Origin of the sequence: Deinococcus alpinitundrae (assembly GCF_009982895.1) — a bacterium.
Classification (GTDB): Bacteria; Deinococcota; Deinococci; order Deinococcales; family Deinococcaceae; genus Deinococcus; species Deinococcus alpinitundrae.
Window position 1 is genome coordinate 80,624 of record NZ_WXZL01000002.1, and the last position, 20,914, is coordinate 101,537.

Consider the following 20,914-nt stretch of genomic DNA (forward strand, 5'->3'; position numbering starts at 1 on the left):
CAGCAATCAGTTGTTCAGTTTGCGCTGACCACGCTGACTTCAATCTTGCCTGCCGTGTTCTTGATGGTCAGGGTGGTTTTGGTGCTGCCCTGTGAGAAATGGGCCACTGCCGAGTCGCGCTTGAGGGTCTGGTCGTCTTGCGTGTACCCGGCCTTGATCAGCTCGGCGCTGTAGTACTTGAGCAGCTCGTCAACCTGGGCGTTCGAGCGGAAAACGTAGCCCTTACCGTTGTCGACCTTGGTGGGGCGGGCGTACTTGGCGTCGGTGTAGGGCCGGATGGTGATGGTGGTCGTGGTGGTGGTCGTGGTCATGGCGGGTGCGGGAGCCTGCACCACCGGCTTGGGCGTCACGTTGAGCAGCGCCACATCGGTCGACCAGCTCTTGTCCGGCACCGGGTTGACGACGATCGACAGCGCCTGCGCCAGATTCTGCTGCCCCTTGACCGACACGGTGGCGAGCTTCTGATCGCTCTTGAAGCTCGACAGGCTGCCGAGATCGAGCTTGGTGGTGCTCGCCAGCGCCAGCACCTTGCTGATGCCGACCGGCCCGGCGATGTTGTAGACGAACTTGTCACCCTTGTCGGGGAAGGTCTTGACGCTGCCCGCCTTGATGAAGTTGTCGCCGCTGGTGTAGTTGTTCGGCAAAATCTGATCGATGCTGCCGTCCGAGGACACGCTGAAGAGATAGACGTAAGCGTCCTGATCGACGCTGGTGTAAACCCGAATGGCGTCACTGATGGCGTAGTCGGGCGTTTTTTTGCCAGTGGCGTCGCGGTCGATCCAGACCTTGACCTGCACATCGCTGGGCACCGGGTTGACGATGATGCTCTGGGCACTGATGGTGGGCGCAGCGTAGACGCTGCCCGTGGCAGCCAACGTCAAGCTGAGCGGAAGCATGAACTTTTTCATGAGAGGAGTTTAGGGTCTGGGACTGACCTCAAGCTGAATGGAGGTGAAGATTCACTTGAGAAAAGGCGGGCAACCTCCAGCGTGCAGTCCTGAGAGAAAAAAGGGCCGCTCGACCACAATGGGTGGTGGCCAGAGCTTCCGGTCCCAGTTCAGCCCTTGAGACCCGTCAGCACGATGCCCTCGATGATCTGCTTCTGGAAGAAGGCGAAGACCAGCAGCACTGGAATCACCGCCAGGCTCGACGCCGCCATGATCAGCCCCCACTGGGTTCCGGCCTCGCCGTTAAAGAGTGCCGTGCCCACCGGCAGGGTGCGGAACTCGGGCTTTTGAATGACGATCAGCGGCCATAAAAAGGCGTTCCAGTTGCCCAGAAAGCTGAAGATGGCCAGGCTCGCCAGCGCCGGGCGCACCAGCGGCAGCGCCACCCGCCAGAAGATGCCGAACTCGCTCATGCCGTCGATGCGTGCTGCCTCGATCAGGTCATTGGGCAGCGCCTCGAAGAACTGCCGCATCAAGAAGACACCGAAGGCGCTCATCAGGCCCGGAAACATGATCGAGAGGTAGGCTCCCGGCGTGGAATTGAGCAGATGAATGTCGGTGACGCCCACGAACCAGGGAATGATCAGCATCTCGGTGGGAATCATCAGGGTCGAGAGAATCAGGATAAATACGATGTTCTTGCCGGGAAAGTCGAATTTGGCGAGCGTGTAGCCCACCAGCGAGTCGAAAAACAGCACGCTGAGGGTGGTCACGCCCGCGACCAGCAAACTGTTGCCGAACCAGGTCAGGAATTTGGTCTGGGTGATGACCTGGGTGTAGTTGGCGACGGTCGGCGACTCGGGGAAAAAGCCCAGGTTGAACAGTTCCTGAAAGCTCTTGAGGCTGGTCAGCAGCATCCAGGCGAACGGAAACAGGGTCACGACTGCGCCGATGGCCAGTACCAGATACGCCAGCAGCGTCTTGATATCGCGGCGCGGCGGTGTGGGGGTGTGGGCAGTGGTCAGATCGGTCTGCTGGGTCACGGTCATCAGTAATCCACCCGCCGGGTCAGAAACCTGAGTTGCAGTAAAGTAATCACCAGAATAATCACGAACAGGACCACCGTGATGGCCGAGGCGTAGCCCATCTGAAACCGGCCGAACGCCATCTGGTAAATGTAGAGCGCAACCGTCATGGTGCTGCCCAGCGGCCCGCCTTGATCGGTGAAGTTGAGGTTCACGACCTGGGTAAAGAGTTGCAGGTAACTGATGGTGCCGGTGACGACGCTGAAGACGATAGTGGGGTTGAGCAGTGGCAGCGTGATTTTCCAGAACGCGGCGCTGCCCGAGGCCCCGTCGATCTCGGCGGCCTCATAGAAGGTGCGCGGAATAGCCGAGAGGCCCGCCAGAAACAGCACGACCTGGAATCCCAGGTTCTGCCACACGACCAGCGCGGTGGTGGTCGCCAGCGCCTGGCCCGGCGAGGTCAGGAACGGTTGCGGCGGGAGATGCAGCCAGATCAGGAAGGTGTTGACCGGTCCGAACTGCGGGCTGAACAGCCACTGCCATACCCAGGCGGCGGCCACGATGGGGGTCACATACGGCGCGAAGTACAGCGCCCGGAACAGCCCTTGCAGCGCCCGAATCTTGCCCAGCAGCAGCGCCACGCCCAGTCCCAGCACGATCTGTGCCGGAACGCCGATCAGGGTATAGAGCGCCGTGTTGACCAGGGCCTTGCCGAAAATGGCGTCCTGGACGAGGCGGCTGTAATTCTTGCCGCCCACGTAGGGCTGCACTTCCTTGAGGATGTTCCAGTCGTACAGGCTCAGCCGCAGCGCCACCAGCGTCGGCAGAAAGCGCACGATCAGGAAAAAAAGCAGCGGCAGCAGCAAGAAGGTGTAGGCGGTGATGGTCTGGCGGCGCTTGAGGCTGCCGGGGCGGCGCAGCGGGACGGACGCGGGCGAGGCAGTCACACAGAACCTGTTTCCGTGAAGTCGGCGGTCGGCTGAGTGGGGACGCGGGAGGTGATGGTTCTTCTTCTCATTCCGGCCTCAATAAACGCCTTCACAACCTGACCTGTGTCCTTTTGGAAGGGCGAGGCAAAGCTGTGAAAGCGTGTCGGGTGAATGGCAAACGAACCCAAGCCGGTCAGTTGGCCGCGAGATCAGCAGGAAAGTGGCTTATTTCTTGTAATAATCGTCCAGAACCTTCTGCTCGCTGGTCGCCGCCGCTTTCACGGCGTTGGCGGGCGAGTTGCCCTGGAGCAGCACGGTGTTGATGGCGTCCACCCAGGCCTTGCGCTGCCCGGCCTCGTCCACGAACACCGTCGAGGAGGCGTAGGGCAAGCTGGCCACGAACGGTCCGAACACCGGGTCCTTGCGCAGCGCCGGGTCAGCGGCCAGTTTACGGCTGGCCGGAATCTCGCCCACATTCTGCAACCAGTAGCGCTGCGTCTCGGCGCTGGTCAGGAACTTCATGAACTTGACCGAGGCGGCCAGCTTGTCACCCTTGGCGTTCTTGGTGATGCCGTTGACCCAGTAGGAGCCGAAGTTGTCCTTTTCCTTGGCATTGCTGGTCAGCACCGGCAACTGGGCCACACCCCAGTCGAACTTGGCTCCGCTCTTGATTGTGCCCACCGCGAACGAGCCGTCGATGATCATGCCGACCTTGCCCGCGATAAAGGCGTCGCGGTAGCTGTTGTTGCCGGGGAAGAAGTTCGGCACGCCCAGCTTGTACTTGGTCTGCAAGTCGGTGTAAAAGGCCATGGCCTTGGCTCCAGCGTCGGAGTTGTAGGTGACCGTCTTGCCGTCCTTGCTGTACGGCTGGCCGCCGAACTGCCGCACCAGCACCTCGCGCAACACGTGGTAGTCCTGGCCGTCGGGCTGGATGCCGAAGCCCAGTGTGGTGTATCTCGGCGGCGCGCCCTGCACGATCTTTCCGGCGTCGGCGATGAACTCGTCCCAGGTCTTGGGCGGCGTTTTGATGCCGGCGGCCTTGAACAGGTCCTTGTTGTAGAAGACGGCCAGGGTGCGCACGGCGGTGGGCAGGGCATAGTACTTGCCGTTCATCTTGGCGGTCTTGACCATCGGCGCGTAGGTCGCGTCGGTCAGCACGGTGGGGAAGTCCTTGGTGGGCAGCGGCTGCAAGTATCCGGCGTCGACGTACTGCGGCAGCCAGCCGTAATACAGGTTCACCACGTCCGGTCCCTGTCCGGCGGGCACGCTGGAGGCGACCTTCTGGCTATAGGCGTCGTAGGGAAAATTCTCCTGCTTGACGGTGATGTCGGGGTTGGCGGCCTCGAACTTCTTGATAAGTTCGTTGATGGCCGTGACCTTGCTGGCGTAATCGTACTGCCAGTAGGTGATGGTGACCGGCGCAGCGGCTGCAGAAGCAATTGAGAGGCCAAGGGCCAGCGTGAGCAGTTTCTTCATGGCATTCCTCCAGGGTGCAGCGGGCGGGTCAGTCAGGCGGCGCCTGTCCCGCGTGAAGTTGAGATGAGACGAAGCATAGAGAATGTTCGGCCCTGCTGTCTCAGACTGAATTACCTTTGGTGGGTTCAGCGCTCTCTGAGGAGCGGCCTTCCAGTGCGGCGCGGGCGGCGGCGAAGCGGGCACTGGCCCCGTCGTGGCGCTGGCTGTCAGCCTCAAGGCGCTGGCGGGCAAAGGTCAGGTGGCCGCTGATGGTCTCGGGCGCAGGCCCTCCGTAGGTCGTGCGCCGCGCCACGAAATTGGCCGGGTCGAGCGCCGCGCGCCACACCGCTTCCGGAAGCGCCACACCCACCGCCTCAAGGTCGGTCTGCTGCACTTGGCTGAGACTGCGCCCCTCACCGTGCAGCCGTGAGAGTAGCGCCTTGACGGCGGCGTGCGCTTCCCGGAAGCCGCCCTGACCACTCCTTGCCAGCGCGTCGGCCAGTTCGGTGACGGCCGCCTCGCCGCCGCTGGCCTCCTCGCGCCACTGCTGGCGGTTGATGGTGGGCGAGAGCAGCGTCACGGTCAGCAAATCCACCGCCTCGCCGAATTCCTGCCACATGGTGTGCAGTGGCGGCTGCATATCGGGACCGGGGTCGTTGATGTCGCCGAACGGCACGTTGTGGGCGCTCAGGACGATGCTGCCCGCTGCGCCGATAGCCTTGCTGAGCTTGGTACGGGCGTGCTCCAGCGCCACCGGGTTGCGCTTTTGCGGCATCACGCTCGATCCCTGCACCAGACCGTCGGCCAGGCTGAGCAGCCCCCGCGAGGCCCAGAACAGCAAGTCGTGGACGGCCCGCGACAGGGTGGTGGCCGCCGTCGTCACCGCTCCGGCCACCTCGACCTGCCAATCGCTGGTCGAGACGGCGTCGTAGGTGTTCTCGATGGGCCGCCCGAAGGCCAGCAGCTCGGCGGTCAGGGCGCGGTCGATCGGAAAGCTGGTGCCGCCCAGGGCGACCGCACCCATCGGGGAGAGATTGAGCCGGTCCAGCGCCGAGAAGAGCCGCTCCACGTCGCGCGACAGCACATTTTCCAGGCCGCACAGATAATGTGCCAGGGTGGTCGGCTGGGCGGGCTGGTGGTGGGTGTAGGCCACGATCAGGGTCTCTTTCTCGCGTCCGGCCAGATCGAGCAGGGTCAGGCGCAGCGTCATCAGCCTCAGAATGGCCCGCATCAGCCGCGCGCGGGCGCTCAGGCGGTAGATGGTCATGTCGAGGTCGTTGCGCGACAGGGCGGTGCGGAGTGCTCCCGCCGCCTGCTTGTCGCGCTCCGAGAGCTGCCGGTCCAGGGTAAAGAACACATCCTCGATGCTGGGATCGTAGGCCGGAAACGGGCGTTGCCGCAGCTCGCGCAGCAGTTCGAGCGCCCGGCCCGCGCCCGCCACACCCTGCACCTCCAGCATCCAGGCGTGGGCGCTCAGCGCATCGAACAGGTGCGGCAGCAGGTGGGCGCGGGCGTACTCGTAGTCGGGCCGCAGCACCGCTTCGAGGTAGGTGTCATGCCACACCGAGCAGCTCCGAGAAGACCATACGCGCCAGTCTAGCGCTGCTGGCGGCGCAGCGGTCCGAACGAAGTCCGGGTGCGGGTGCTCTAGAGTGGCCCGCATGACTGCTCCCGAACCGTCCGCCGTCCGCACCGTCAATGCCTACGCCGCCCAGAGCGCCAGCACCCCGCTCGCGCCGCACCCGATCACCCGCCGGGCGGTGGGGCCGCACGACATTCAGATCGACATTCTCTACTCGGGTGTGTGCCACTCCGACGTGCACCAGGCCCGCAGCGAGTGGGGGCCGAGCATTTATCCGCTGGTGCCGGGCCACGAGATCGTGGGGCGGGTGACGGCGGTGGGCGAGGCGGTCGGCAAGTTCAAGGTGGGTGACCTGGCCGGGGTGGGTTGTCTGGTCGACAGTTGCCAGCACTGCGACGCCTGCGCTGAGGGCGACGAGCAGTACTGCGAGAACGGCGCGACCCCCACCTACAATGGCCGCGAGCGCGAGTCCCGCGAGCCGACGTATGGGGGGTACTCCACCGAGATCGTGGTCAAGGAGAGCTTCGCCGTGCGCGTGCCGGAGAATCTCGACCTCAAGGCGGTGGCCCCGCTGCTGTGCGCGGGCATCACCATGTACTCGCCGCTGCGCCACTGGAAGATCGGCAGCGACCACAAGGTCGCCGTGGTGGGCCTGGGCGGGCTGGGCCACATGGGCATCAAGCTGGCGCGCGCGCTGGGTGCGGACGTGACGGTCTTCACGACGTCTCAGGGCAAGGCCGCCGACGCCCTGGCACTCGGGGCGCACCAGGTGGTCATCAGCAGCGATCAGGCCGCCATGAAAGCGGTGCGCAACAGCTACGACTTCATTCTCAGCACGGTGCCCTCGGCGCACGACCTGGCACCGTACCTCAAGACCCTGCGCCGCGACGGCCAGCTCGTCATCGTGGGCGCGCTGGAACCGGTGGGCGTCAACGGTATGCAGCTCGTCTCGCACCGCCGCAGCGTGGCTGGCAGCAACATCGGCGGCATCGCCGAGACCCAGGAAATGCTGGATTTCTGCGGCGAGCACGGCATCGTGGCCGACGTGGAGATGATTGAGATGCAGGATATCAACACGGCCTACGAGCGGATGCTCAAAAACGACGTGAAGTACCGCTTCGTGATCGATATGGCGTCGCTGAAAAATCAGTGATGGACGGAGCCGGGGCCGTGCTCTTCGATGTGCCGGAACTCAGGCCTTGAAGTTCACGCCGCTCCCCACCGCCCGCAGCCGACTATCGAGGACGCGGGCAGCCTGGGGCGTGGCGAACAAGCTGTAGATGTCCACGCAGCAGCCGCAGCCGGCGTTGCTGAGCACGTCCACGTCCAGCCCATTTTCTCCGGCCCACGCTCGAAAAATCTCGGCTTCCTGCGGCTGGTCGGCATTCAGGATCACCTCAAGCTCGACGCCCGACATTCACCTGGCCCGTTCGCGGAACACCGCCCGCGAGATCACCAGTTTCTGGATCTCGGTGGTGCCCTCATACAGCTCGGTGACTTTGGCGTCGCGGTAGAGCCGTTCCACCGGAAAGTCGCGGCTGTAGCCGTTGCCGCCGAACACCTGAATGGCGTCGCGGGTCACGTCCACCGCCGTGTCGGAGGCCAGCAGCTTGGCCATGCTGGCCTCCTTGCCGAATGCCTGGCCTTGGTCCTTGAGCCAGGCGGCCTTGAGCGCCACCAGCCGGGCGGCCTCGATGCGGGCGGCCATCTCGGCGATCTTGAAGCTGACGCCCTGAAATTCCGAGATCTTCTTGCCGAACTGCTCGCGCTCCAGGGCGTAGTCGGTGGCGGCCTCGAAAGCGGCGCGGGCGATGCCGATGGCCTGCATGGCAATGCCGATGCGCCCGGCGTCGAGGCTGCCCAGCGCGATCTTGAGGCCCATGCCTTCCTCGCCCACCAATTGATCTCGGCCCACCCGCACGCCGTCAAACTGCACCGTGCCGCTGTGGGCCGCGTGCAGGCCCAGCTTCTCCTCGGGTTTGCCGAACGAGAGGCCCGGCGCGTCCTTGTCGACCACGAAGCAGCTCACACCGCTGGCCCCCGCGCCGCCCGTGCGGGCCATGACGAGGTAGGTCTGCGCCTGGCCCAGACTGGTGATCCAGGCTTTGGCTCCGTTCAAGGTCCAGCCGCCTTCGTCCGGCTCGGCCCGCAGCTTCAGCGCCGCCGCATCCGACCCGGCCCCCGATTCGGTGAGGCAAAATGCGCCGATGTGCTGCCCCGTCGCCAGCGAGCGCAGGTACTTTTCCTTCTGGGCGATGCTGCCGTACCCCAGCAGCATCTGGGTGGGCAGGCCGTTTTGCACACTGACGATGACGCCCACACTGGCGTCTGCCGCCGAGATTTCCTCCAGGCACAGGGCGTAGGTCAGGCTGTCGAGACCCGAGCCGCCCCACGCCTCCGGCACGGTGGCCCCCAGCAGGCCCAACTCGGCCAGCCCACGCAGTTGTGGCCAGGGAAACGCGCCGTTGCGGTCGTACTCGGCGGCCAGGGGCGCGATCTGCTCGCGGCAGTAGGCCCGCACGTGCTCGATGATGAGGCGCTGGTCGTCGTCGGGCTGGAAACCGAAGCCGCTCTGAGCGCTGGTCTGAGTGCTGCTCACAGCCGCCGCACGGCCAGCGCCAGCCCGTTGCCGCCGCCCATGCACAAGGTCGCCACGCCGAGTTCCTTGTTCTGCTGCGCCAGGGCGTAGAGCAGCGTCACCAAAATCCTGGCCCCCGATGCGCCGATGGGGTGGCCCAGCGCCACCGCGCCGCCGTTGACGTTGACCCTTGCCGCGTCCAACCCGAGTTCCTGACTGACGGCCAGACTCTGCACACTGAAGGCCTCGTTGAGTTCCCAGAGGTCAATGTCACCCGCCTGCATCTTCAACTTCTCCAGCAGCTTGCGGGTGGCTGGAACCGGGGTCATCATCAGCCATTCGGGAGCCATGCCGCTGGTCGTGTAGTCCAGAATCTCAGCCAGGGGCTTGAGGCCCTGCGCGGCGGCGGCGTCCTCGCCCATGATCAGCAAGCTGGCCGCGCCGTCGTTGAGGCCCGGCGCGTTGCCCGCCGTGACGGTGCCGCCGTCTTTCTTGAAGGCAGGCTTGAGCTTGCCCAGACTCTCGCGGGTGGAGTCGGCACGCGGGCCTTCATCCTGGCTGACCACCGTGTCACCTTTGCGCCCGTGAACCGTCACCGGCACGATCTCGTCGTCGAAGCGCCCGGCCTGCTGAGCCGCCACCGCCTTGGCGTGGCTGCCCGCCGCGTACTCATCCTGGGCTCCGCGCCCGATGCCGTACTTGTCGGCCACCCGTTCACCGGTCATGCCCATGCCCTCGTCGTTGATTGAGCACCACAAGCCGTCCTGGGTGTTGGCGTCCACCACCGTCTGGTTGCCCGCGCGGTAGCCTTTGCGCGCTCCGGGCAGCAGATACGGCGAGTTGCTCATGCTCTCCATGCCGCCCGCCAGCACCGCTTGCTGGTCACCCGCCCGAATGCTCTGGGCCGCCAGGATCACCGCCTTGAGGCCCGAGCCGCAGACTTTGTTGATGGTCAGCGCGCCGACCTCGTTGCTCAGACCCGCCCGGAGCGCCGCCTGCCGCGCCGGATTCTGGCCGCTGCCTGCCTGCACGACCTGGCCCATGATGACCTCCTCGATGAGGGCGGCGTCAATTCCGGCCCGCGCCAAGGTGGCCTTCAGGGTGGTCGCGCCGAGGTCGATGGCGCTGACCTCTTGCAAAGCGCCGATGAATCTGCCGGTGGGCACGCGGGATGCGGAAACGATGACGGCTTTGGACATGAAGACTCCTTGAGTTTGAGAGGCTGGGGTGAATACCGTTCAGGGTAGGCAAAAGAGAGGGTGGGGAGTGTGAGAGTGTGCGGGAAAGTCGGCGCGGCGAGTCGGGGAGAGGTTGCAAAATGGCCCCGCCCCATCAAGGGGAAGGGCCAGCGCCAGTTGGTTTTTGAGGTTACTGCTTCTCCAGAATCTCCCGTGCCTGCTCGGCGTTCACCTCAGCTCCGTAAATCGGCGTGCCGGGCTGCTGGTTCTTGCTGTGCTCCAGATCGCCGTTGTCCACTGACGCGAAGCCGATCGCTTCAATCAAGGTCTGAACCACCGCCTTGGCCTCGGCGTCGTCCGAGGCGATCGGAATGGCCCGGCGCTCGCTGAGCGGCTTGCTGGTGTCGCCCAGCGTTTCCAGGTGGGCCGCTTGAATGGCGTTGAAGGCCTTGACCACCCGCGCCCCCGGCAGATGGCGGGCCATGAAGGCGCTCTCTGACAGACCGCCCAGATCAATTTCTCCGTCGCGCTGGGGGTAATAGTTGGCCGTGTCGATCACGATCTTGTTTTTGAGTTGCACCGCAGGCAAGTCGGCGTAATTTCCGAACGGCACCGTTTCGATGACCAGTTCGCCGAAGCGGGCCGCGTCCTCGTTGCTGAACGCCTTGACGCCGTGCCCGAGTTGCGCTGCGAGGTCGCGCAGCGTGTCGGGGCCGCGTGAATTGCTGATGCCGACGTCGTGGCCTGCCTCGGCCAGCAGCCGGGCGAGTGCTTTGCCGATGTGTCCTGCACCGAGAATGCCTATTTTCATACGTCGATTATAAAAGCACTTTGGAAAAGAAAGCGAGCTATACAGCCATACGCTCGCTTAAATTTTCTTAATCACCGCGCTCCCATTCGCACCGCGCCGTCCAGCCGAATCGTCTCGCCGTTGAGCATCCGGTTCTCGAAAATGTGTCGGGCGAGGGCAGCGTAATCCTCGGGCGTGCCGAGGCGGGCCGGGAACGGCACCTGCGCCGCCAGCGAATCCTGCACCTCCTGCGGCATGGCGCTGAGCATCGGCGTGCCGAAAATGCCCGGCGCAATCGTCACCACCCGGATGCCGAAGCGCGAGAGGTCGCGGGCCATCGGCAGGGTCAGCCCCACGATGCCGCCCTTGCTGGCGCTGTAGGCGACCTGCCCGACCTGGCCTTCATAGGCGGCCACCGACGCCGTGTTGATGATCACGCCGCGCTCGCCGTCCTCGCCCGGCTCGTTGCGCTGCATCATTTCCGCGCCCAGCCGGGCCACGTTGAAGGTGCCGATCAGATTGACCCGGATCACCCTCTCGAACAGGTCCAGTGGATGCGCCCCGCGCTTGCCGACGGTGGTGGCGGCGGGCGCGATTCCGGCGCAGTTGACGACGCCGTGCAGCGAACCGAACTGCTCCTGCACATTGCCGAGGGCCGATTGCACCTCGCTCTCGCTGCTCACATCGGTCTTGAGGAAGAGGCCGCCGAGTTCTTCGGCCAGCGCCTGCCCCGCTTCCACGTTGAGGTCCAGCATGACGGGCCGCCCGCCCGCACCCGCGACCATCCGCGCCGTGCCTGCACCGAGGCCCGAGGCCGCGCCGGTAATCAGAATCGTCTTGTCCTTGAGGTTCATGGTGGGCTCCCTGGTGCGCCTGAATCGAGCGCCTGAGTTGAATAGACAGGCCGTTATAGCGCGGCCTGCTCCAGCCGTTGAGCGGGTGTGCGGCTATTTCGCCATCAAGGGATGCACCGCGTCGTGAAATTCGCGCCTCAGCGCCACGATCTCGCTCGCCGTGCCGTGCCGCGTCGGATGCACCCGGTTGGTCAGCAGAGTGATGGCGTATCCACGTTCCGGCTCGGTCCAGACGCTGGTGCCGGTGAAGCCGGTGTGGCCGTACCCTCCTGGGCTGGCAAGACTCCCGCCAAAGCCGTCCGGCGTCCAGAGCTGCCAGCCCAGCCCGCGCCGCACGTCCGCGTCGGCGGCGAACTCCTGCCGGGCCAGTCTCAGCACTTCCGGCGGCAGCAGCGTCTCGTTCAGATACTGCTCGACCAGATCGGTCACCGCGGCCAGCGTGCCGAAGGCCCCGGCGTGCCCACTGACGCCCTGCATCGCCCAGGCGTTCTCGTCGTGAACCTCGCCCTGTAAGGTTCGGCCACGCCAGGGGTCGGTCTCGGTGGCGACGCTGGGGCCAGCCGGGTTGAAGGTCAGGGCGCTTCTCTTTGCCGCCAGTTGGTCCAGGCGTTGCCCGCGCAGACGCTCCACGACAGCTCCCAGCACCATGAAACCCAGATCCGAGTAGAGCGGCCCCGGTTCTCCGGTCCACACTCCCGCTTCCTGCAACACCCGCTGAATGAGGGTCGAGCGGTCTGCCGGATACAGGTACAGCGGTGTCCAGGCCCGCAGGCCCGCCGCGTGGCTCAGCAGCGCCCGCACCGTCTGGGTTTTCAGGCCGCTGCTCTGCATCCAGCCCGCTTCCGGCAGCACGTCGCCCACCCTCGTCTCTAGGCCCAGTCTGCCCTCACTGAGCAGCGCCAGCACTTCCGGCAGCGTCACCAGCACCTTGGTCAGGCTGGCGAGGTCGAACTGATGCGCCGGGGTCAGGGCCTCGCCGCTCAGCCGGTTGGCGACGCCGCACCGGAACTCGGCCCGCTCGCCTTGCCGCGTGACGACGCTGGCGGCAACGGCGGGAATACGGCAAGCGTCCAGCAGCGCGAAGGCAGGCGCGAGGCGGGTCTGCAGGGCGCTCACCGGGTCTCCTGCGGCGCGTCCGGCAGGGTGAAGTAAAAGGTGGTGCCCTGGCCCGGCTGCGAGTCCAGCCAGATCTCGCCGCCGTGTCGCTCCACGATCTTGCGGGTAATCGCCAGCCCGATGCCGCTGCCCTCGTATTCCTCGCGGCTGTGCAGGCGCTGGAAGATGGTGAAGATGCGCTCGAAGAAGGCCGGAGCGATACCAATACCGTTGTCACTCAGTGAAAATCGCCAGTGGGAACCGTCGCGCTCCGCGCTGAGGCGCACCTCGGGAGCGCGGCCCGACGCAGTGAATTTGAGGGCGTTGCCAATCAGGTTTTGAAACAGCTGGCGCAACTGGGTGGTGTCGCCCCAGACGCACGGCAGCGCCAAGACGCTGACGCTGGCCCCGGTGCGGTTCAACTGGTCTTGCAAATCACTCAGCACCGCCGCCACGACGTCCCCGGTGGGCACCACCTGCATCGGCTGGGCGCTGGTCGCCACCCGCGAAAAGGTCAGCAGGTCTTGCAGCAGGCGGCTCATCCGGGCCGTGCCGTCCGAGATCATGCCCAGGTACACGTCGGCCTTGGGATCGAGCTGGCCCCGGTATTTGCCGACCAGCAGTTGCGCGAAGCTGGTCACGGTGCGCAGCGGTTCTTGCAAATCGTGGCTGGCGACGTAGGCGAATTGTTCGAGTTCGCTGTTGGACCGCTCCAGCTCGGCAGAGCGTGCCCGCAGCGCCAGCACGCTCCGCGCGCCCTCCTTGGCCAGGCTGAGGCTGCCCACCACCGCTTCGAGGCTGCTGCGGTCGGCAGGTGTCCAGGTGCGGTGGCCAAACAGCGCCACCACGAATACTCCCACCGGCTGTCCGGCCACCAGCACCGGCAGGGCGGCGGTGGCCCCGATCTTGTCGGTCAGCTCCTCGAGGTTGTCGGTGCTGCGGTCATACTGCGCCTGGTAATACGGCTGCCGGGTCTGCCAGGGAACCAGCAGGTTAAGGGTCGTCTCGTAGGGCAGGCCCGCGTCGATGGCCGCCTGCAGGGCTGGGGCGTTGAGGCTGCCGATCTGCGAGATGAGCCGCCACAGCGCGCCCTGGGGCCGGTAATACAGTGCGCAGCCCTGCGGCAGCAGCGAGAGCGCCACTTCCTGCGCCCGGTGAACGAGCGTCACTTCCTCAGCCTGCAAGGTCAGGTCGCGGGTCAGCGAGGCGAAGGCTTCGAGCGCCTGGGTGCGGGCCAGCAGTTCGGTGCGCTGGCGGCGCAGTTCCTCGGTGGCGGCGGCACGCTCCAAGGCCAGATTGAGGCTGCGCCCCACCGCGCGCACGATGGCCCGGTCACGGGCCTGCCAGGTGCCGCTGATCTTGAGCCAGACGCTCAGAAAGGCCCGGATCTCGCCGCCGATCAGGATCGGATACACCCCGGTGGTGCGAAACGGCTCGTTTGATCCCGGAACCTGGGAAAACCAGTCGTCCACGAAATCGGCCTCGCCGCTCTTCAGCGCCGCCGCGAACAGGGGGGTGTCCAGGGGCAGCCCGGCCAGCACGATCTCGGCGAGTTCGATACTGATGTTGTGGGTGTAATACTCGATTTCCCAGCGCGGTTCCGGGGGGCCGGTCTGGGCCTCGGCCCGGCGCTCGTGGAGACTGCAGGTGCAGCCGGGAAAGAAGGTTTCCAGCACGCTGAACGCCTGCTGCGCCAGCTCACCCAGGTCGCTGCTCAGGGCGCTGCCCTCGCTGAAACGCACGAAGGCGTCGAGCGCCTCGGTCCGCTCGGCCAGGACCCAGGCCTGGCTGGCGCGCTCCAATGCCAGGCCCAAGCTGCGTCCCACCGCCCGGAATACCCTCTGCTCACGCGCCGTCCACTGGTGACCTGCCTGGGTGCCGATGACCAGCAGGCCGGGCGGCGTGTCGGCCAGCCGGTACGGATAAAAAGCCACCGCGCCGTAATCGCGGGTTTCCTCGATCTGCTCGATTTGGGCATTCCAGTCCGAGACGAACAGCGGTGCTTCCAGGTCGCTGGCTCCGGCGAAACTCGGCGCGTCCAGCGGTACTCCGGCCCGGATGGCGGCCACCACCTCGGCGCTGATGTCGTTTGACCAGACGTGGGCTTTCCACAGCTTGTCCTCGCGCTCGTAGTAGGCCACGCTGACGTTGCCCAGGGTGGTTTGCAGCACCTGAACGGCCCGCCGCGCCAGCGCCGGGACGTCGCGGGTGGTGGCCGCGAGTGCCGTGAACTGGGTAAAGGCGTCGAGGGCCTCGTTGTGCTCCCAGACCTCAGTGCCCTCGCCCGGTTGCCCGGCGTGCGGTCCGTCCAGATCCAAGCGCTCCAGCGCGGCGCAGAGCTGAGGCACCAGACTATCCAGAAACAGTTGTTCGGAGCCGCTCAGCACCCTCGGCGCACCGAACGTCACCCGCAGCGCTCCCATGCTCCGGCGCGCTCGCAGCGCCAGGATCAGGGTCAGGGGACCCGTTTCAGCCAGATCGGCTTCCGGCAAAATCGCGGCCGAGGTGGCTCCCAGCCCGCTGTGCAGGGCGTCGGCAGTGGCCGCTTGCAGTTGGGTCAGGGTGTCGGCAGCGGCGAGAACCGGGCCGAGCCGGGCGAGCTTGCCGAGCAGTGCGGCGGGATCAAGCGGGAAATCAGGCGGGGCCGCGTCGGACATGAACACACGATACCGCGCTTCACGGGCCAGGCCGGCCGCTCTCAGACGGGACGCTTCGGCCCGCCTTGCCGCGCCGCACATACACCATCAGCCCGCAGGCGAGCACGGCCAGCCCCGCGCACAGTCCGAAGACGCTGTGGTAGCCGAAGAACTGCGCCCACACCCCGAACAGGGTGCCCGCTGCCACGCTGCCCGCGTTGCTGGTGTTGGCAAACAGGGTGGTGGCCGCGCCGACCCGGCCCGGCATCAGGTCCTGAAAGTAGGCCATGCCCTGCACCGACGCGACGGCAATGGCCGCCGCCCGGAACAGCTGCGCTGCGGCCAGCATCCACACGCTGCTCGACAGGGCCACCGTCAGCACGTAGGCGGCCATCAGGGCAAACCCCAGCACCATCATGCTGGCCGGCGACCAGCGGGCGGGGCGCAGCACGAAGCTGAGCATCAGCGGAATTTCGAGGAGTGCGCACAGCCCGATCACGAAGCCGACGTCCCGGCTGGTGCCGTTCAGCGTCTGGGTGATGTAGAGCGGCAAGGCCGAGGACCCCATCGATAAGGCGGCGGCGTAGAGCACGAAGGCCAGCGCGATGAGGCGCAGCTGGCGGGCCGACACCGGATTGGTGTGCGGCAGGCTGTGGGGCGTCTGGGGCGGAGGCGCTCCCGCGAGTGCTTTCTTGCGGCCCAGCGGCGAGTCGAGCAACACCGGCAGCGCCGAGAGGCCGAACAGGAGCGCCGTGAACGCGAATAGCCCCCCGAACGAGTACGCGCCCAGCAGCGCCGAGCCGAGCAGCGGCCCCGCCACCCAGGCCAGAGAGAACACCGAGCGCAGGGTGGCCAGGCCCTGCTGAATCGCCAGCGCCCCGGCAGGCGCGATCTGAATACGGGCGTAGGCGAACAGCTGCGGAAAGCTGGCCGACCCGGTGCCCAGCAGCAGGCCGCCGACCAGCAGCAGCACGGCATAATTGGTGGTCTGGGTCAGCAGCAGGTAAGCGCAGGCCGCACTGGCCAGCCCCAGCAGCAGCGCCGGACGCCGACTCGGCAACTTGTCCGACCACCGCCCGATGAAGGTGCTGATGACGATACTGAACACCGAGACACAGGTCAGGAACAGGCCCAGCCGCAGCGGATTCATGTGGGCGACCTGCACCGCGAACAGCGGCAGGTACGGCCCGGAAAACGAACTGGCCAGCCCCAGCGCAAAGGCCGAGGCAAACAGACGCGGCGCGTTGGGCACGGCCCTGAGGGTTCTGAACGACGACGCCTGCATCAGTCGGTCCGTTGGGCGCGGCTCATTCGCTGCGTGCCCCACTCACATCTGCCCACTCAAGATCTGCTCGATGCGCTCCAGTTCGCCCGAATCGAAGGCGGGCGCGTCCAGCGCCCCCAGCGCGTCAGTGATCTGGGCCGGGCGGCTCGCGCCGATCAGCGCCGAGGTGACCTCACTGTGGCGCAGCACCCAGGCCAGCGCCATCTGCGCCAGCGTCTGCCCACGTGCGCGCGCCAGGTCGCCCAGGCGACCGATCTGTTCAAGCTTGACGGGCGTGATCTGGTCGGGCTTGAGAAAGGTGCCGGGGGTGGCGGCCCGCGAGCCTTCCGGGATGCCGCGCAGGTACTTGTCGGTCAGCAGGCCCTGGGCCAGCGGGCTGAAGACGATTGCGCCGATACCTTCTTCGCGCAGCACCCCGAGCAACTCGGCCTCGATCCAGCGCTCGTACATGCTGTATTTGGGCTGGTGAATCAGGCAGGGCGTGCCCAGGCTGCGCAGCAGACCCGCCGCCTGCCGGGTCAGCGCCGCCGGGTAGTTGCTCAGGCCCACGTACAGGGCACGCCCGCTGCGCACGATGTGGTCGAGTGCGGCCATGGTTTCTTCCAGCGGCGTCTCCGGGTCGGGGCGGTGATGGTAGAAGATGTCCACGTAGTCGAGCTTCATGCGCCTGAGGCTCTGGTCCAGGCTGGAGAGCAGGTACTTGCGGCTGCCCCAGTCGCCGTAGGGGCCGGGCCACATGCCGTAGCCCGCCTTGCTGCTGATGATCAGCTCGTCGCGATAGGGCAAGAAGTCCTGCGCCAGCACCCGGCCAAAAGTTTCCTCGGCGCTGCCGGGCGGCGGGCCGTAGTTGTTGGCCAGATCGAAATGGGTGATGCCGCCGTCGAAGGCGGTTCTCAGCAGGGTGCGGGCGTTTTCGAGTCGGTCCACGCCGCCGAAATTGTGCCACAGTCCCAGCGAGATGGCCGGGAGCTTCAGGCCGCTGTGGCCGCAGCGCCGGTAGGAGAGGGTGTCGTAGCGGTCGGGGCGGGGTTGATAGGTCATGCCGTCTCCAGGCTGGGCGCGTCACGCCGAGGTATGACGCGCCCAGCACGGTGAATCTGGTTTTAGCCTAATCCTTTTCCCGCGCCCTGCCTACCGGTCGCCGGGCAGCCAGCGCTCCACATAGGTCGCCGCCGCCGGGCGGTTGAAGTGGGGCTGCGCCAGCCCGACATGGCCGTCCGGGCGCACCAGATAAACGGCGTCCTCGCACAGTCCGGCCCGCCGAGCCGCCGCGCCGTGAGCGAAGACATGCAGCGGCAGATTTTGCTGGCCGCACCAGGTCAGCAGTTCCGGTGAGGCTGCGCCGTAGACGTGGACCTGCCACTTCAGGCTTCCGAGCGCCGTGAAATTGCTGCCCGCTGCGTTCGGGACCCAGGGCAGCCGGTCCCCGCCCCGGACCGCTCCAGCCTGGCCCGCGCTCAGTGGGCTGTTCGGGTAGCGGATGCGCAGTTGCGAGAGGGTGAGAAACGCCAATCGGCGCACGGGCCTGGGGCGGGTCAGGACCCGGATCAGGTCAGGGATCAGCGTGGTGCGGATGAAGCGGGCCAGCGGCGAGGGGTTGACCACCCCGCTGAAGGCCCGGTCGGTGGTGCTGACCAGCGAGAGCGCAAAGGGCCGCCGCTCCGGGCCGTAGCTGGCGAGCGCGGCAGGGTGGCCCCGGAGGGCCTGCCCCAGCTTCCAGGCCAGATTCGCCGCGTCGCCGAGGCCGGTGTTCATGCCCTGCCCGCCCACCGGACTGTGAACGTGGGCCGCGTCGCCGAGCAAGAAGGCCCGCCCGACCTGAAACGTGTTGGCCACCCGGTGATGCACCCGGTAGGTGGAGAACCAGTGCACTTCTTTGACCTCGGCGACGCGCTGCTTCTCAATCTGCGGGCGCACCGTCTCGAAAGTAGCCGAATCGCCCGCTCCCGGCGGAAGTTGCCCCACGATGCGGCAGCGGTGCAGACCCGGCATCGGGAAGAACGCCAGGAACTGATCGTCGTCCAAGGACACGTTCACGTCGTTCGCCCGTCGCTCTCCGGAGGTGGTCACGTCGGCCACGTAGAAGCGCTGGGCGTAGGTGCCGCCCGACAGCTTGACGCCCAGCTGACGGCGCACCGTGCTGCTGGCTCCGTCGCAACCGGCCAGATAAGTGGCCCGCACCGTCTGCGTTTGCCCGGCGTGGGTCAGGGTCGCCGTGACGCCGCGTTCGTCTTGCCTGAAACTCGTCAGCTCGGTTTGCCAGCGTGGTGTGCAGCCGAGCGCTTTCAGGTGCGCGAGCAGCAGGGCCTCGTTCTGGTCCTGGGTCAGGATGTAGAGGTTGGGGTGAGGCGTTTGGCCCGCGCCGACGCCTTCCAGGTTGACGCTGGCGCGTAGCTGCCCCCCGGTCCAGATGCTCAGCTCGTGAAAGTCCCGGCCCCGCGCCCGGGCTTCCTCGCCCAGCCCGAGCTGATCGTAAAATTCCAGTGTGCGCGCCTGCACCGCGATGGCGCGGGTTTCCAAGGTGGGGCCGGGTTTGGGATCGACGATCTCGACCCGCACCCCCAACCTGGTCAGCCACAGGGCCAGCATCAGGCCGGTGGGGCCAGCGCCAGCGATCAGCACTTGCGTCTCGTTCATCCTCTGCTCCCTTTCGCCACAGTCAGCAAAAACAGATCCACCAGTTCGGTCAGCGTTTCCAGGCCCGGCGGCGCGGGCGGTCCACCGCCCAGTGGCTGGTCACTCAGCAGGCCGTCCAGCGCCACGAAGCTGATCACCGGCCCGACCAACATCCGGGCACTGAGGTTGAGGTTGGGCGCGTTGATGAGACCGGCGGTGTGGGCGGCGCTCAGCAGCGCTTCCACCCTGGCCAGCAGCCGCGCCGGAAAGGCCCGCCGCAGGGTGCCGCGCAGCTCGGGCAGATGCACCGCCTCGCCGATCAACAGCCGCAGGAGGGCCAGGGCGTCGGGCTGCATCATCTGCCGGGTAAAGCCCTGGGCCAGCCCGAGCAATTGGGCGCGGAGTTCGCTCAGCGTGGTGGGCGCGGGCCTCAGTTGAGCCAGCGTAAATCCAGCCAACTCCTCGGTTACCACTGCGCTGAGCAGTTCCACCTTGCTGGGAAAGTAGACGTAGAGCGTCTGCTTGCTGATCCCCGCCGCCTGCCGGATCGTTTCGGTGGAGGTGCGCTCGTACCCCTGCGCCAGAAAGAGCTGCCGTGCCGCCGCCATGATCTGCTGGCGCTTGATCTGGGCGCGGGGCGAATCTGTTGGAGAGGAATCGGTCATTTCAAACTGTACTGTACAGTTTGATTTTTCGAAATGCAATTGTTTGGTGCTCGTTCAGGTCAGGCCCAAGCTCCGGCTGACTCCCTGCCTGCGAAAGTGGCTTACACTCCAGCCATGCGAGATCATCCGTCGGCAGCGGAGTCGTCGTCGCCCTACCGTCGCATTCTGGTGGCGACGGGCGGCGCTCCGCACTCTGAGAAAGCCGTGGAGCGGGCCATCACTCTGGCCCAGCACTTTGAAGCGGTGCTGGACGTGGTGGTGGTGGTGCCCACCCAGCGCAGCGCGATGGCCAGCCTGGCTGCCAGCATTCCCGGCAGCGGCGCACTCGAAGAGCAGATCGTGCAAACGCTCTATGACGCCCGAGCGGCCCATCTGCGGGCCGTCATGACCCGTGCCGAGGCGGCTGGGCTGGATGTTCGCCCACACCTGCTCAGCGCCGCCCGACCCGCCGACGTGATTCTGAAAATGGCGGCCGAGCTGGAGACCGATCTGATCGTGCTGGGTCGGCGGCATACCACCGCACTCAGCGCCAATCTGGCGGGCAGCGTGGGTCTGAGTGTGAGCCGCGCCGCGCTGGTGGACGTGCTGATCACCCACTGAGGGAGGTGCAGTGTGCTACTGCGGCCCGGCAAACTCAAGGGCCGCTGTCTGTACCTTTGCCAGCAGCGCCCGCTCGCGTGCCAGAAAACGCTGGGTGGGCAACTGAATGCCGAACGCCGCCACCACCTCGCCTGCCCACCACAGCGGCACGCACGCTGAGCAGTGGCCTGCCACCCATTCCTCGATGGCCAGCGCGTGGCCGCCCTCGCGCACCCGGTTCAACTCGCCCGCCCACTCGTCGGGCGTGGTGATGGTGCTCTCGGTGAAGCGCTCGAATGCTGGCGTCGGCAACTCGGCGTAGGCGTACAGCACTTTCCCGGCGGCGGTGGCGTTGGCGGGGAGGGTCACGTCGGTCTGAACCTGGCGATGATCGGCGCTCGGATCGCCTAGGGCGCGGTTGATGCAGATGACCTGCGGCCCTTCCAGCACGCAGATGAAGCCGAGCGACTGGGTCGCGGCGGCGAGGCTGGCCAGGGCGCTTCTGGCTGGTCCGAACCAGGGCAGGGCCGCGCTGAGCTGAGCGCCGAACTCGGCGAGTTGCCAGCTCAGGCGGTAGTGCCCGCCGGGCGTGCGCCGCAGGAAGCCCGCTTCCGTCAGACCCGCGAGATGGGCGTGAAGGGTGGCACGCGGCCAGCCCAGATGCAGGGCCAGCGCCCGCACGCCCCACTCCGGCTGTGCAGCGCTGAAGGCCCGTAGGACCGTTCCGGCTTTACTGAGGGTCTGCACGCCTTGAGTCTAG

18 protein-coding genes and 1 pseudogene are annotated in these 20,914 nt (G+C 66.3%); 2 read left to right on the plus strand and 17 right to left on the minus strand.

Annotated features, from left to right (window positions below):
- Positions 1 to 14 precede the first annotated feature (14 nt).
- From GUI70_RS23925 to GUI70_RS02115, 5 genes are all read right to left on the minus strand, one after another.
- On the minus strand, positions 15 to 908 hold the full coding sequence (locus tag GUI70_RS23925) for a DUF4384 domain-containing protein (RefSeq protein WP_202630372.1): 894 nt from the start codon (positions 906 to 908) through the stop codon (positions 15 to 17).
- Positions 909 to 1,057: 149 nt separating this feature from the next.
- Positions 1,058 to 1,936, minus strand: a complete 879-nt coding sequence (locus tag GUI70_RS02100) for a carbohydrate ABC transporter permease (protein WP_161880643.1) — start codon at positions 1,934 to 1,936, stop codon at positions 1,058 to 1,060.
- Positions 1,936 to 2,859 (minus strand): carbohydrate ABC transporter permease, encoded by a 924-nt coding sequence (locus GUI70_RS02105; protein ID WP_161880644.1) that lies wholly within the window; start codon positions 2,857 to 2,859, stop codon positions 1,936 to 1,938. Before GUI70_RS02105 ends, GUI70_RS02100 begins: the two co-directional genes overlap by 1 nt.
- Before the next feature lie 207 nt (positions 2,860 to 3,066).
- Entirely contained in the window at positions 3,067 to 4,317 is a 1,251-nt protein-coding gene (locus GUI70_RS02110) for an extracellular solute-binding protein (protein ID WP_161880645.1), read from the minus strand.
- Between the two features lie 100 nt (positions 4,318 to 4,417).
- Positions 4,418 to 5,860, minus strand: a complete 1,443-nt coding sequence (locus tag GUI70_RS02115; protein ID WP_161880646.1) for an argininosuccinate lyase — start codon at positions 5,858 to 5,860, stop codon at positions 4,418 to 4,420.
- Positions 5,861 to 5,957: 97 nt separating this feature from the next.
- Between GUI70_RS02115 and GUI70_RS02120 the strand changes: the two genes are divergently transcribed.
- On the plus strand, positions 5,958 to 7,031 hold the full coding sequence (locus GUI70_RS02120; RefSeq protein ID WP_161880647.1) for an NAD(P)-dependent alcohol dehydrogenase: 1,074 nt from the start codon (positions 5,958 to 5,960) through the stop codon (positions 7,029 to 7,031).
- A 39-nt stretch (positions 7,032 to 7,070) separates the two neighbouring features.
- On the opposite strand, the gene GUI70_RS02125 is transcribed toward GUI70_RS02120, so the two are convergent.
- From GUI70_RS02125 to GUI70_RS02175, 11 genes and pseudogenes are all read right to left on the minus strand, one after another.
- On the minus strand, positions 7,071 to 7,295 hold the full coding sequence (locus GUI70_RS02125) for a hypothetical protein (RefSeq protein ID WP_161880648.1): 225 nt from the start codon (positions 7,293 to 7,295) through the stop codon (positions 7,071 to 7,073).
- Positions 7,296 to 8,477, minus strand: coding sequence for an acyl-CoA dehydrogenase family protein (locus GUI70_RS02130; protein WP_161880649.1), 1,182 nt, complete (start codon positions 8,475 to 8,477; stop codon positions 7,296 to 7,298).
- Positions 8,474 to 9,655 carry a thiolase family protein gene (locus GUI70_RS02135; protein ID WP_161880650.1) on the minus strand — a complete coding sequence of 394 codons (1,182 nt, stop codon included), beginning with the start codon at positions 9,653 to 9,655 and terminating at the stop codon, positions 8,474 to 8,476. The genes GUI70_RS02130 and GUI70_RS02135 overlap by 4 nt, the downstream gene beginning before the upstream one ends.
- 169 nt (positions 9,656 to 9,824) lie before the next feature.
- Positions 9,825 to 10,445, minus strand: a complete 621-nt coding sequence (locus GUI70_RS02140; RefSeq protein WP_161880651.1) for an NADPH-dependent F420 reductase — start codon at positions 10,443 to 10,445, stop codon at positions 9,825 to 9,827.
- A 71-nt stretch (positions 10,446 to 10,516) separates the two neighbouring features.
- On the minus strand, positions 10,517 to 11,278 hold the full coding sequence (locus GUI70_RS02145) for a 3-hydroxyacyl-CoA dehydrogenase (RefSeq protein ID WP_161880652.1): 762 nt from the start codon (positions 11,276 to 11,278) through the stop codon (positions 10,517 to 10,519).
- 93 nt (positions 11,279 to 11,371) lie between these two features.
- On the minus strand, positions 11,372 to 12,394 hold the full coding sequence (locus GUI70_RS02150) for a serine hydrolase domain-containing protein (protein WP_161880653.1): 1,023 nt from the start codon (positions 12,392 to 12,394) through the stop codon (positions 11,372 to 11,374).
- Positions 12,391 to 15,030, minus strand: coding sequence for a sensor histidine kinase (locus tag GUI70_RS02155; RefSeq protein WP_161880654.1), 2,640 nt, complete (start codon positions 15,028 to 15,030; stop codon positions 12,391 to 12,393). Before GUI70_RS02155 ends, GUI70_RS02150 begins: the two co-directional genes overlap by 4 nt.
- A gap of 19 nt (positions 15,031 to 15,049) precedes the next feature.
- On the minus strand, positions 15,050 to 16,261 hold the full coding sequence (locus GUI70_RS02160) for a sugar efflux transporter (protein WP_237724646.1): 1,212 nt from the start codon (positions 16,259 to 16,261) through the stop codon (positions 15,050 to 15,052).
- Positions 16,262 to 16,336: 75 nt separating this feature from the next.
- Positions 16,337 to 17,335 carry an aldo/keto reductase gene (locus tag GUI70_RS02165; protein ID WP_161880656.1) on the minus strand — a complete coding sequence of 333 codons (999 nt, stop codon included), beginning with the start codon at positions 17,333 to 17,335 and terminating at the stop codon, positions 16,337 to 16,339.
- A 90-nt stretch (positions 17,336 to 17,425) separates the two neighbouring features.
- Positions 17,426 to 18,967, minus strand: a pseudogene (locus GUI70_RS02170) (FAD-dependent monooxygenase); the annotation flags it as partial.
- Positions 18,928 to 19,575 carry a TetR/AcrR family transcriptional regulator gene (locus GUI70_RS02175; RefSeq protein WP_161880658.1) on the minus strand — a complete coding sequence of 216 codons (648 nt, stop codon included), beginning with the start codon at positions 19,573 to 19,575 and terminating at the stop codon, positions 18,928 to 18,930. The gene GUI70_RS02175 and the pseudogene GUI70_RS02170, both read right to left, overlap by 40 nt.
- A gap of 114 nt (positions 19,576 to 19,689) precedes the next feature.
- Here GUI70_RS02175 and GUI70_RS02180 point away from each other — a divergent pair, with 114 nt between their 5' ends.
- Positions 19,690 to 20,175, plus strand: a complete 486-nt coding sequence (locus GUI70_RS02180; RefSeq protein WP_161880659.1) for a universal stress protein — start codon at positions 19,690 to 19,692, stop codon at positions 20,173 to 20,175.
- Positions 20,176 to 20,190: 15 nt separating this feature from the next.
- Here GUI70_RS02180 and GUI70_RS02185 read toward each other — a convergent pair whose 3' ends face one another.
- Positions 20,191 to 20,901 (minus strand): IclR family transcriptional regulator, encoded by a 711-nt coding sequence (locus GUI70_RS02185; protein ID WP_161880660.1) that lies wholly within the window; start codon positions 20,899 to 20,901, stop codon positions 20,191 to 20,193.
- Positions 20,902 to 20,914 lie beyond the last annotated feature (13 nt).